Origin of the sequence: Mesorhizobium sp. M0983, assembly GCF_040318975.1 — a bacterium.
Taxonomy (GTDB): Bacteria; Pseudomonadota; Alphaproteobacteria; order Rhizobiales; family Rhizobiaceae; genus Mesorhizobium.
Genome location: NZ_JAMYNH010000037.1, coordinates 24608 through 37342, shown reverse-complemented (window position 1 = coordinate 37342; position 12735 = coordinate 24608). Strand labels below are relative to the sequence as shown.

Genomic DNA, 12735 nt, shown 5'->3' with positions numbered 1-12735 from the left:
CCTATCTGGTCTTGCTTTTGCCGTCAAACGCCCCGGCGCCCCCCTCCCCCTGGCGGGGTGGGTGCCTCGCGCCGCGGGGCGGGTGGGGTCGGCCGAGGCAGCGCGCCATCGTCGTTCGACCGTGCTTTCCAGCAACGATCAAGCTGCCGCCTGCCTCGACCGACCTCCTCTGTCGCCTTTGGCGACATCTCCCCTTCGAGGGGGGAGATATCGCTTCGCCGCGCCTTACTTCGCCGGCTTGTACCAGCTGTCGAGGCCGTCCTGCAGCTTCTTGGCGGCAGCTTCCGGCGTGTCGGTGCCGTTGATGACGTTGGCCGATTCAACCCACGTCTCGTTTTCGAGGTTCGGCGTGCCGCGCGACAGGATCTGGTAGGTCGAGCGGATCGTCGACTTGCACTTGCCGCGCCAAGAGACGAATTCCTGGGCCAGCGGGTCTTCCATCTTCACCGGCGTGTTGTTCAGGCTGAAGAAGCCGGGCAGCGCGTTGGCGTAGATGGTAGCGAAATCCGGCGAGGCCACCCAGGACAGGAAGGTCTTGGCCGCATCCGCGTTCTTCGAGGCCGCATTGAGGCCCATGCCGATATCGGTGTGGTCGGAGATGTAGCAGGTGTCGCCGGCCTTCTGCACCGGCGGCGGGAAGGCGCCCATCTTGAATTGCGCCTGCGTGTTGAACAGGCCAATTTCCCACGAGCCGGCCGGGTAGATGGCGGCGCGGCCGAGCGTGAACAGGTTCTGGCTGTCCGGATAGGTCTGCGCCTCGAAGCCGTCGCCGAGATAGTCCTTCCACTTGGCCAGTTCCTTGTAGGGCTCGACCCACTGCGGATCGGTCAGCTTCTGCTCGCCCTTGATCAGCGCCAGGCGGCCTTCCTCGCCCTTCCAGTAATTCGGGCCGATGTTCTGGTAGCCCATGGTCGCGGCTTCCCAGAGATCCTTGGTGCCCATCGCCATCGGGATGTAGGTGCCGTCGGCCTTGATCTTGTCGAGCGCAGCGTAGAACTCCTCATTGGTCGTCGGCACCTTGATGCCGAGCTTGTCGAAGGCGTCCTTGTTGTAGATGAAGCCATGGATGACCGAGGCCATCGGCACGCAGAAGCTCGACTTGCCGTCGTCGGTCTGCCAGGCGGCCTTGGCAACATCGGAGAAGTTCTCCATGCCGGGCAGCGTCGAGATATCGGCGAGATTGCCCTTCTTGAAGAGTTCCAGCGATTTGTCGAACGGGCGGCAGGTGATCAGGTCGCCGGCCGAGCCGGCGGCGAGCTTGGCGCCGAGGGCGGCGTCATATTCGGTCGGCGCCGACGGTGCGAACACCACCTTGATGCCGGGGTTCTTGGCCTCGAAAGCCGGGATCAGCTTGTCCTTCCAGATGGCAAGGTCGTCGCCGCGCCAGCTTTCGATGTTGAGCGTTACGTCGTCGGCATAAGCCACCCCGGCGGTGCCGAGAATGCTGGTGCCGAGAAGAAGTGCCGTCAGTAGCTTCGTTGTCATGCTCAGTCTCCCTGTTGACCTTTTTCAGGTTCGGTTTTGATGAGAACGGAGGCATTGCGCCCCTTGCTCCCCTCGATCGCGGAAAGGGCTGGCCGCAGCTTGTGGCCGGTCCCTTCCAGTATCTTCTCGGCCGCATCGGCGCTGGCGGCGCCGGCGGCGAGCAGAATAGCGGTCTTGACGACGCCGCCGCTCTTATCGAGCAGGCGCGCCGCCTCGTCCTTGTCGCGCCCGCTGACGGCGGCAACGATGCGTGCGGCGCGGTCGCGCAGCTTGATGTTGTCGGCCGTGAGGTTGACCATGTAGCCATCATGGACATGGCCGAGATGGATGGCTGCCAGCGTCGACAGCATGTTGAGTGCGATCTTCTGGGCGGTGCCGGCGCCCATGCGCGTCGAGCCGGCAATCAGCTCGGGCGGCGTTTCGAGCAGGATGGCGATGTCGGCCAGCCGCAGCAGCAGCGCATCCCCGTTGTTGGCGACAGCAATGGTCGCCGCGCCGCGGCGCCTGGCATCCTCGATCGCCCTGACAGCATAAGGCGTCGAGCCGCTGGCCGAGACGGCGATCAGGCAGTCGCCCTTGCCAACGCCGGCGGCGGCGACCGCTGCCGAAGCTTCGTCAGTGTCATCCTCCGGCCCGCCGGCCAGTGTCTTGAAAGCTTCGTCGCCGCCAGCGATCAGGATGGCGATACGGTCGCGCTGGATGCCGAAAGTGCCCGGCAGCTCCAGCGCATCGGCCAATGCCATCAGGCCCGAGCTGCCGGCGGCCGCATAGGCGAGCTTGCCGCCGCTTTTCAGTCTGCTTGCGATGATTTCGGCTGCCGCGGCAATGGCAGGAATGGCGCCGTGAACGGCCTTGGCGGCCTCGATCTGCGCGTTGGCCAAAGAGGAAAGGACGGCTTCCGGGGCCTGGATATCCAGTCCCTCGGCATTGTGGTGAAGCGCTTCGGTGCGCGTTTCGGCCATCCGCTTTCCTCCAATCGAGAAAACCATACCAAAAAAATACCACTTGTCCACACGCATTAATCAAATCCTTGCGGTGGCGCAGGCTTGCGGACGAAATCAGCTGATTTTCCAACAAACTACGCCTTAACTTTTTTGAAACGGAAATTAATCCTTGGCTATTGGTATTTTATTGGTATTATCCGTCTGGAGGAGAAATCGCGTGAAATTCGTGCTCGGCATCGATGGCGGCGGCACCAGCTGCAGGGCGGCCCTTGCGACGGCCGATGGCAGCGTCCTCGGCCGCGCCAAAAGCGGCGCCGCCAACATCCGAACCGATCTCACCGGCGCCAGGGCCAACATCGTCGACGCGGCGCAGCAGGCCTTTGTCGCCGCGGGCAGAGATCCCGGACTGATCCCGCAAACTCCGGCCATTCTCGGCCTAGCCGGCGCCAATGTCGGCACCTACAGGCAGCAGCTCGAAGCGATCTTGCCGTTCCGCATCAGCCGTGTCGAGACCGACGCCGAGATCGCGCTGGAAGGCGCGGTCGGCTCTGGTGACGGCGCCATGGCCATACTCGGCACCGGCACCGCCTATATGGCGCGCAAGAACGGCCGATCGCGTGCCATCGGCGGCTGGGGGTTCCAGGTCGGCGACCAGGGCAGCGGCGCCCGCATCGGCCGCGACCTGCTCGAGCAGACGCTGCTCGCCTATGACGGCATCCGCGAAGGATCGCCACTGACGCAGGCCATGCTCGCCATCTTCCGCAACAATCCCGAGGATGTGGTCGAATTCACCACCAATGCCAAGCCCGGCGATTTCGGCGGCTTCGCACCCAAGGTGTTCGAACATGCCGAAAAAGGCGACGTCGTCGCTATCTGGATCCTCGACAAGGCGGTGGCCGATGTCGAGGCAGCACTTGGCGTGCTCGACCTTGGTGGCGACGATCCGCTTTGCCTGCTCGGCGGCCTGGCGCCGCTTTACGCGCCGCGCCTGTCGGCGCGCTACCGGGCGCTGCTGAAGCCGCCGCTCGACGACGCGCTGGGCGGCGCGGTTCAGATGGCGGTTCGGATTTTTACGAAGGCGGCGGAGGCGGCGCGATGAGCGACGCCGCCGACCAGATTTTCGCGGCGCTGAGACAATCGTCGCAGAGTGGCGCGCCACTCTATCTGCAGCTGAGGAAAAGCATCGAGGACGCCGTCAAACGCGGGCTGATCGGACCGGGCGATGCGCTGCCTTCCGAGCGCGACATCGCCAGCAAGGCCGATATTTCGCGCGTCACCGTGCGCAAGGCGGTGCAGGACCTGGTCAAGGGCGGCATCCTCGTCCAGCGTCATGGTTCCGGCACCTTCGTTGCGCCGCGCATGGAGCGCGTCGAGCAGTCCCTGTCGATGCTGACCTCGTTTACCGAGGACATGGCACGGCGCGGCATGGCGGTGCGTTCGGCCTGGCTCGACCGCGGCCTCTATCCGCCATCGCCCGACGAGATGATGGTGCTCGGCCTGGCGTCGAACGAATTGGTGGCGCGCGTCGCGCGCCTGCGCATTGCCAACGACACGCCGCTGGCGATCGAGCGCGCCTCACTATCGACAAGCGTGCTGCCCGATCCGGCGGCGATCGGTTCGTCGCTCTACGCGGCGCTGGAAAAGACCGGCAACAGGCCGGTGCGGGCGGTGCAGCGCATTTCCGCCACCAATCTCGGCGATGGCGACGCGCATCTGCTGGAAGTGCCGCCGGGCATTGCCGGCCTGCACATCGAGCGTATCTCCTATCTGGCGAGCGGCAAGGTGATCGAGTTCACCCGCTCCATCTACAGGGGCGACGCTTATGATTTTGTCGCCGAACTCCGGCTGAGCGGGCCGGGCGAAGAGGGCAGGCCATGACCGCAACAATGACCCATATGCGGCGCGAGATCGAGGAGATCCCCGAGGCCACCGCCCGCCTGCTCGACGGCTCGGCCGCGGTGCTGACGGAAGCCGGGCGCGGCATTCGCGAGCGCGATCCGAATTTCATCGTCACAGTGGCGCGCGGCTCGTCCGACCATGCCGCGACCTTCATGAAATATGCCGTGGAGCTGACCGCCGGGCTGGCGGTCGCATCGGTCGGCCCGTCGATCGCCTCGATCTATGGCGCCAAGCTGAAGCTGGGCGGCTCGGCCTGCCTGGCGATCTCGCAGTCGGGCAAGAGCCCGGACATCGTTGCGATGGCGCGAGCGGCGCGGGCCGGCGGTTCGCTGACCGTCGCCATCACCAACACCGCCGATTCGCCGCTCGCGCGGGCTTCGGACTACGCGATCGACATCCTTGCCGGACCGGAGCGCAGCGTCGCAGCGACGAAGACCTTCGTCAATTCGGCGGTCGCAGGGCTCGCTCTGATGGCGCATTGCACCGGCGACGACAAACTTCTGGCAGCACTTGCCCGCTTGCCGGAGCATTTTCGGAAGGCGATCGCTTGCGACTGGATGGCACTGGCCGGGGCACTCGAGACGCCGAACTCGCTGTTCATCCTTGGCCGGGGCCCGTCGGCGGCGATCGCCAACGAGGCGGCGCTGAAATTCAAGGAAACCTGCGCCATGCATGCGGAAGCCTATAGTGCCGCCGAAGTCATGCACGGCCCGCTGGCGCTAGTCGGTCCCGGCTTCCCAGTGCTGGCGCTGGCTGCCCGCGATGCGTCCGAACCATCCGTCGCCGAGGCCGCCGACAGCCTGGCCGGCAAGGGCGCCGCTGTCTTTGTGACTTCGGACAAGGCAAAGAAGGCGCAGCCTCTGCCGCATGTCGCCACCGGTCATCCGCTGACCGACCCGCTGACACTGATCGTGTCGTTCTATGGTTTCGTCGAGGCTTTTGCCCGCCATCGCGGCCTCGACCCAGACACGCCGCCCAATCTGCGCAAGGTGACGGAAACGCTATGAGCGATCGCTTTGCGCTGACCGGCGCCCGGATATTCGATGGCGATGACTGGCACGACAATGCGGCGCTTGTCGTGCGCGACGGCCTCGTCGAGGCCATCGTTGCCGCCGGCGCCGTCCCATCCGGTGTTGCGCCTATCGAGACCGGCGGCGGTATGCTGGTTCCGGGTTTCGTGGATTTGCAGGTCAATGGCGGTGGCGGCGTCATGCTCAACGACCATCCCGACGTCCCCTCGATCGAGACCATCTGCCGGGCGCACGCGCCCTTCGGCACGACGGCGCTATTGCCGACGCTGATCACCGACACGTCCGAGATCACCGCCGCGGCGGTTGCCGCCGGAGCAGAGGCCGCACAACGGAAGGTGCCGGGCTTCCTAGGCCTGCATCTCGAAGGCCCGCATCTGTCGATCGCCCGCAAGGGCGCACATGACCCGGCCTTGATCCGGCCGATGCTAGATCCCGACCAGGCGATGCTGATCGCGACGCGGAAAAACCTGCCGGTGCTGCTGACTACGGTGGCGCCCGAATCCGTCGAGCCCGACCAGGTATCGGCGCTCAGCAATGCCGGCGTCATCGTCAGCATCGGCCATTCCGATACCGACTATGCCACGGCCCGCACCTTTTCCGAGGCCGGCGCAACGGTGGTCACCCATCTTTTCAACGCGATGAGCCAGATCGGCAATCGCGAGCCGGGGCTGGCGGGCGCGGCAATCGATACCGGCACATTCTATGCCGGCATCATCGCCGACGGTATCCATGTCGATCCGGCCACCATGGCCATCGCCTTGCGCGCCAAGCAGGGGCCGGGCAAGATCCTGCTCGTCACCGACGCCATGGCGACGATCGGCACCGACATGACCTCGTTCACGCTGAACGGTCGCACCATCCACCGCAAGGATGGCAGGCTGACACTTGCCGACGGCACGCTGGCGGGCGCGGATCTCGACATGATTTCCGCGGTGCGCTTCGTGCATCGCGTGGTCGGTCTCGACCTCGACGAAGCCTTGCGCATGGCCTCGCTCTATCCGGCGCAGGCGATCGGCCAGTCGCACCGGCTCGGGCGCTTCGCCAGGGGAACCGCCGCCAACATCGTTTCGTTGTCGGACGATCTGGACATGAAAAGCGTCTGGATCGACGGCGCCAGGGTTTTTGCAGCCAGCCCTGCTTGTTAGGGTTAGCCGGCTTTGGACGTATAGAGGTCTTTGTAGGCTTCGCGCAGCAGGTTCTTCTGCACCTTGCCCATCGTGTTGCGCGGCAGTTCGTCGACGAAGATCACCTGTTTCGGATGCTTGTACCTGGCGAGGTGCCCAGCGATGGCCTCGATGATCGCGGCGGCGCTGATCGTCGAGCCCGGCGCCCTCACCACGATCGCCGTGACACCCTCGCCGAAATCCGGATGGACAACGCCGATGACAGCGCTTTCGGCAACACCGGCAAGAGCGTCGATCTCGCTCTCCACTTCCTTCGGGTAGATATTGTAGCCGCCGGAAATGATCAGGTCCTTGCCGCGGCCGACGATGTGGACATAGCCGTCGGCATCGATCAGCCCGAGATCGCCGGTGATGAAGTAGCCGTCGTCGCGGAATTCCGCCCTGGTCTTTTCCGGCATGCGCCAGTAGCCGCAAAAGACGTTCGGGCCCTTGACCTCGATCATGCCGACCTCGCCCCGGGCAAGTGTTTCGCCGCCATCGGGATCGGAGATGCGCAGGCAGACGCCGGGCAAAGGGAAGCCGACCGTGCCGGCACGCCGCTCGCCCTCGTACGGGTTCGACGTGTTCATGTTGGTCTCGGTCATGCCGTAGCGCTCGAGGATGGCGTGGCCGGTGCGCTCGCGCCACGCTCTGTGCGTCTCGGCCAAAAGCGGTGCCGAGCCGGAAATGAACACCCGGATGTTTTTCGCCGCTTGCCGGTTCAAACCGTCCTGCTGCAGCAGGCGGACGTAGAAGGTCGGCACGCCCATCAGCGCGGTGGCGCGCGGCAGTAGCGAGACGATGCGGGTCGGGTCGAATTTGGTTTCGAACAGCATCGAGGCGCCGGCCATCAGGACGACATTGGTGGCGACGAAAAGGCCATGCGTGTGGAAAACCGGCAGCGCGTGAATCAGCACGTCTGCGGCAGTGAAGCGCCAGAGGTCGACCAGCACCCGCGCATTCGAGGCGAGGTTTTCGTGGCTGAGCATGGCGCCTTTCGAACGGCCGGTGGTGCCGGACGTGTAGAGGATCGCGGCAAGGTCGTCCGGTCCGCGCGCCACATCGTGGAAGTCCACGGCCGCCTCAGAGGCTCGATCAGTCAACGAACCCTCGCCCTTGCTGCCGAGTGTCGCGACCGCAGCGCCCGAGGTCTGCGCCAAAGCGCCGATCTCGCCCGCTCGCGCCGGGTCGCAGACGACCAGTCGCGGCTCGGCATCCCTGAAGAAATAGTCGAGCTCGGTCAGCGTATAGGCGGTATTGAGCGGCAGGAAGATCGCGCCGGCACGCAGGCAGGCGAGATAAAGGAAAATGGCCTCCGGGCTCTTCTCGACCTGAACGGCGACGCGGTCGCCGGCTTCGACGCCCAGCTGCGACAGCGCATGCGCCAGTTGAGCGGAGCGCGCCAGCGTCTCGCCATAGCTGATCGAGCGCCCATCCTCTGTCTCCATCAAAAGGCGTTCGGGCGCGGGCATCCGGGCACGGAAAGCATCGAACAGATGGTTGCTCATATTTCCCCCCGAGCGGCTGGTCCGGCCGGACGGCAGCGGTCAGCCGGCCGCCTTGTCCGCCGCTGCCCTGATTGCCTCGATGTTTGCCCGGTAGGCGTCGACGCTGCCGCCCTTGAAGATAGCCGCGCCGGCGACCAGCACGCTGGCGCCGGCCGCGGTGACAAGGGGCGCAGTTTCAGGCGAAATGCCGCCGTCGATCTCGATCCGGATCGGCCGGTTGCCGATCAGCGCCTTCACCCGCTTCACCTTGTCGACGATCGCTGGAATGAAAGCCTGGCCGCCGAACCCCGGATTGACCGTCATGATCAGGACCAGATCAAGCCGGTCGAGCACGTATTCGATCATCGTTTCCGGTGTCGCCGGGTTGAGTGACACGCCGGCCTTCTTGCCAAGGTTTTTGATCGTCTGCAGCGAGCGGTCGAGATGTGGCCCGGCTTCGGCGTGCACCGTGATGCCGTCGCAGCCGGCCTCGGCGAAGGCGGCCAGATAGGGGTCGGCCGGCGCGATCATCAGATGGCAGTCGAAAAACGCCTCGGTGCGGTTGCGGATCGCCTTGATCACCGGTGGCCCAAACGTGATGTTCGGGACGAAATGCCCGTCCATGACGTCGAGGTGGATCCAGTCGGCGCCGGCGGCCGTCACCGCCTCGACCTCGTCGCCGAGCTTCGAGAAATCGGAAGCAAGCACCGATGGCGCGATCAGGGTTTTTTTGCTCATGATGCGGCCTTCCCGTACGCCCCGGTTTGCGGACCCTCTGTCTGTATCGACTGCCTAGACCATGAGTCCGGAAAGTGGAAGCCGGTTTGTCCTTCCGCCGATGCAGCGGCTTCAGGTTTGCGCTGCCTTCTCATCTGCCCGCTGAAGAAAAACCCCGCCGGATCGCTCCGGCGGGTATTGGGTGACGAGTACGGTCACTGTTTGAAGTTCTGGATTTCCCGCGCCGTATCCTATTGCTCCGGCTGCGGCTTGCGCCTTGGCACGACCTGCTGAGGAACATTCGGATTCAGCAGCAGGTTCGGCTCAAGCGTCGATTTCCTGCGGACCGGGACGCAGTCCGGATATCGTCCGACCGTTCCGATAGGGCAGCGCCGCTTGATGATCGGCTGGCACTGGCCATTGATCGGCCGCGCGCCCGGTGCGCATTCCAGCCGTGGTTTGCGGCAGGCGCCGTCGCGCAGCTCTGTCCCACGCGGACAGACGCAGGCGCCGCGCTTGTTGTGGATCTGGCCAGGTATCGGGCACTCCACCACAACCGGCTTCTTGCGCCTGCAGGCATTGCCCTGCAGTTCCGTGCCCCGGGGGCAGACGCAATCGCCGTTGGCGTCGTGGATCTGACCACGGATCGTGCACTGCTTGGGCTGCGGCCGAATTGGCCGGCAGGCATTGCCCCTGACTTCCGTGCCCCTCGGGCAGATGCAATCGCCAGCGGCGTTATGGATCTGGCCCCGAATGGTGCACTGTTCGGGCTTTGGCTGGATTGGCCGGCAGGCATTGCCCCTGACTTCCGTACCTCTCGGGCAGACGCAATCGCCAGCGGCGTTGTGGATCTGACCCCGAATGATGCATTGCTCGGGCTGCGGCTTGTTGCCCACGCAAGCGCCGTTCTCCAGCTCGGTCCCGCGCGGGCAGACGCAGCGTCCGTCATCGGTACGGATCTGGCCTTTGAGCAGGACGCAAGGTTTTGGCTTCGGCACGATGACCGTGCCTCCGCCGGACGAGCATTGGCCGTTACGGAAGGTCGTGCCTGGCGGGCAGACGCAGTTGCCGGCGTCGTTCATGACGAAGCCTTGCGAGCATTCCTTCTTCACCTCATGCGTGATGATGAAGGGATGGCAGGCATAGGCCTTGCCGCGATCGCCCTGCACATTGGCGGCACCACGAGACAACACGTCGCCACCGCCTTGCACCGGCGTCTTCGGAGACAGCACGCCGACGCAGTTCTGGCCGTTGACAGTGCCCTGCAGATTGGTCAGACGGCCATCGTCGGGAATGATCACGGTCACATTGTGCACATGGCTTTCCCCGGCGCCGAGCGTCAGTTGGGCGATGCAGGACAGAGGCAAGGTTGCCGGCTCCTGCGAGCAGCCGAAGGGCGGATCGATCGAGGTGATCGCAACGCCTTCCAGCCGGCCGAGGCCTTCGACGCCGATCGCATCGCCGATGCGAACCGGACCGGAGAAGGCGCTCGTCCCATCGTTCGTGATGGTGATCTTGAACGAGCAGGGCTGGCCGGGCTTGCACTCGGCGTCGCCAGTCTTCTCGACGCGGATGGTCGAGGCGCCGCCGCCCTTGGCGCAGGCCTGGCCGATCGGATAGACGATATCGTCTCCCGGAGCCGGGCCGTAGGAGCCGCGTGCGCAGTTCTCGAATTCGCCGTTCGCGGCAACCGTCACGTCGAAATGGCGGCTGGTTCCAGGCGTCATAACGGCGCCGGGAATCTGGCACGACAGCGCATTGGCCGGAACCGGTCCGCAAGCCCATTCCGCGCCGTCTGGGGTGACGCTCTGGATCTGGACCGGCGCTCCGCCGGCTATCAGCGTCGCGGCATCGTTGACCCGCACCGGACCGGTCGGGGCTGTGGCGCCGAGGCTGATGACGGTAATGCGGCAGGAAACGACCGCAGCACCGGCCAGCGAGCCATTGCACACCTTGGTGATGCGCATGGCCGGCTGCCCGCCATTCGGATGACGGATGCGTTCCTTGGCGCAGGCCCTGTTGTTGGTGATGTCGTTCTCACCGGGAATGGCCTTCACCTCGGCGCAGTTCTCGACACTATCGGGCCGGAAGTTGGCCGGCATCACCGCCCTGACGAAGATCGGCGTCGAGGCGCCCGGCATAAGCGCGATGCCGGGATTGTCGCAGCGGAACTTGCCGGAACCGTTCGGTCCGCACGTCCATGGCGGCGTCGGGCCGAAGGTCGAGGATGCCGGCGCGCCGCCCGGATAGCTATCGACGACCGTCAGCGGCCCATTGTAGGGGACGCTGCCATTGTTGATGATGTCGATCACGAAGGTGCAGACGCCATCGGCCGAACAGAATTCGGTGCGGGCGCGCTTCTTCAGGATCAGGTCGACCTTCTTCTCCACCGGTGGCCGGCAGTCGCGGTCACGATCGCCACGGCGGCAGACCGGGATCGACGCACAGCCGCGGTCGTTTAGCTGGCTGCCGAAAAGCGGCTTGCCGCTGGCGCCGTAATTGTAGGTGGCGCAGTTGCGCAAAACGCTGCCTTGCCAGCCTGCGGCCGGCTTGAAGCCGAGCTTGAGGTCGACAGAGGCACCCGGATTGAGCGTGGTCACCGGATGGGTGCAAATCATCGGGGTGATTCCAGGCGCGCAGACCCAGGGCGGGTTCGGCCCTGAACCGAGGGTGGAGCCGGTCGGCAGGGTGACTTCGTCGAGCACGATCTTGCCGTGGTAGGGCGCATCGCCGACATTGGTGACCCTGATGGTGAAGTCGCAGCCGCCGCCCATCGTGCAACGTTGCACGTCGGCGCGCTTTTCGACTTTCAGATCCGGTTCCTTGTCCTTCGGCGGGCAGCGCTGATCACGCGGGATGACGATGTCGACGGTCTGCGTGCAGCACAGGCCCCAGCCCTCCTTCGGGCCGGCATAGGTTTCGATACCGGTGACGATGATGTGGATAACGTCGCCGGGTGAAGCACCGACGATCTTCCAGTTGAGCACACCGCCGCCGGCCGGCACCAATTGGGTGTCGGGAATGATTGTGATGCCGGGTGTCGTCGTCGAAAGCTGCACCCATTTGCCAGCCATCTCTGGGCCGACCGGCATATGGTAGATGAAGGCGCCGCCGCCGGGCACGCAATCGACCGTGCCTCGCTCCACCTTGAAGCATTCACGATTGCCAGGAGGTGGAGGCGGTGGGTTGCACTCGGTGACGTCGATCTTGATCGACGTCTTTGCACCCGTGAGATAGTTGCCGTCGTCCGGCTTGCCCGGGTCCTGCGACGGAATTTCGACGCCAGCACCGCGGTCGCCGCGGCTCACCTTGATCAGCCCCTGGTTATCGACGATTGCCGGCGACGGAAACGCCGCATGGTCGATCTTAGCGGTGATCTGGAAGGTGATGGCGCGCTCGTTCGCAGCGCCGATGCCGTCGAGGTCGCTGGCGGAAATCCGGAAATCGGACACCGTCGCCGTATCGTCCGGGCCAGCCGAGCTGCTGATCGCAGCGCCGGGCAGCGGTCCGCCGGATGCGTCGGTGCCGTCGCCGGTCACATGCACGCCGACAATCCGCAGGCCGTGCGGGAGTTGGTCCCTGAAGTCGAGCCTGACCTTTTTCAGCATGGCCGCGAGGCCCGGGCCGGCAAAACCCTGCGGATTGCCGCGCGAGCCAAAGCTCAGCGAGTATACGACATAGTCGCAGCCTCTCTGGCCGCCTTTCTTGGTGAAGAAGGGCACGATCCGGCCCGGCTCCGGGTTGACGATGCGAGGATTGTCGAAATCGAGCTTGGGATCTGGAATGACAGTGCCTGCATCGGCAGGCTTGGCCTTGGCCGGAGCAAGGTCTTCAGCGAAGCCTTGCAGCGGGCTCAGCATGGCGACCGCGATACCGGCCGCCATCAGCCAGCGCGCGCTCCGCCTGGCGAGTGACAGGGGTTTCATGACGGTCTCCATGACGATTGATTGTTTGCCGGTTGATTGGCTGCTCGTCGCAAGCGGGGACTGTGCAAGATTGCTCATCTTCC

The 12735-nt window shown here is 64.9% G+C and carries 9 protein-coding genes; 4 read left to right on the top strand and 5 right to left on the bottom strand.

Features of this window, described 5'->3' with window-relative positions; genetic code table 11:
• Positions 1–225 precede the first annotated feature (225 nt).
• Positions 226–1485, bottom strand: a complete 1260-nt coding sequence (locus NKH71_RS31685; protein ID WP_023718921.1) for an ABC transporter substrate-binding protein — start codon at positions 1483–1485, stop codon at positions 226–228.
• 2 nt (positions 1486–1487) lie between these two features.
• The gene (locus NKH71_RS31680) at positions 1488–2447 is read right to left on the bottom strand and encodes an N-acetylmuramic acid 6-phosphate etherase (RefSeq protein ID WP_023718920.1); all 960 of its coding nucleotides are present in this window, start codon (positions 2445–2447) and stop codon (positions 1488–1490) included.
• Between the two features lie 199 nt (positions 2448–2646).
• On the opposite strand from NKH71_RS31680, the gene NKH71_RS31675 reads away from it, so the two are divergent.
• From NKH71_RS31675 to nagA, 4 genes are read left to right on the top strand one after another with little or no spacing between them, the layout of a single operon-like run.
• Positions 2647–3528 carry a glucosamine kinase nucleotide-binding domain-containing protein gene (locus tag NKH71_RS31675; RefSeq protein ID WP_023718919.1) on the top strand — a complete coding sequence of 294 codons (882 nt, stop codon included), beginning with the start codon at positions 2647–2649 and terminating at the stop codon, positions 3526–3528.
• Positions 3525–4307, top strand: a complete 783-nt coding sequence (locus NKH71_RS31670; RefSeq protein ID WP_023718918.1) for a GntR family transcriptional regulator — start codon at positions 3525–3527, stop codon at positions 4305–4307. The genes NKH71_RS31675 and NKH71_RS31670 overlap by 4 nt, the downstream gene beginning before the upstream one ends.
• Positions 4304–5335 carry an SIS domain-containing protein gene (locus tag NKH71_RS31665; protein ID WP_352495468.1) on the top strand — a complete coding sequence of 344 codons (1032 nt, stop codon included), beginning with the start codon at positions 4304–4306 and terminating at the stop codon, positions 5333–5335. Before NKH71_RS31670 ends, NKH71_RS31665 begins: the two co-directional genes overlap by 4 nt.
• Positions 5332–6504: an N-acetylglucosamine-6-phosphate deacetylase gene (gene nagA, locus NKH71_RS31660; RefSeq protein WP_023718916.1), complete on the top strand. Its 1173-nt coding sequence runs from the start codon at positions 5332–5334 to the stop codon at positions 6502–6504. The genes NKH71_RS31665 and nagA overlap by 4 nt, the downstream gene beginning before the upstream one ends.
• Positions 6505–6506: 2 nt before the next feature.
• On the opposite strand, the gene NKH71_RS31655 is transcribed toward nagA, so the two are convergent.
• The 3 genes from NKH71_RS31655 to NKH71_RS31645 all read right to left on the bottom strand — a co-directional run bounded on the left by NKH71_RS31655 (position 6507) and on the right by NKH71_RS31645 (position 12730).
• Complete coding sequence (locus NKH71_RS31655; protein WP_352549622.1) at positions 6507–8030, bottom strand: malonate--CoA ligase; 1524 nt, start codon at positions 8028–8030, stop codon at positions 6507–6509.
• A 39-nt stretch (positions 8031–8069) separates the two neighbouring features.
• Positions 8070–8747: a ribulose-phosphate 3-epimerase gene (gene rpe, locus NKH71_RS31650; RefSeq protein ID WP_023718915.1), complete on the bottom strand. Its 678-nt coding sequence runs from the start codon at positions 8745–8747 to the stop codon at positions 8070–8072.
• A 230-nt stretch (positions 8748–8977) separates the two neighbouring features.
• Positions 8978–12730, bottom strand: coding sequence for a DUF7929 domain-containing protein (locus tag NKH71_RS31645; RefSeq protein WP_352896059.1), 3753 nt, complete (start codon positions 12728–12730; stop codon positions 8978–8980).
• Between the last annotated feature and the right edge of the window lie 5 nt (positions 12731–12735).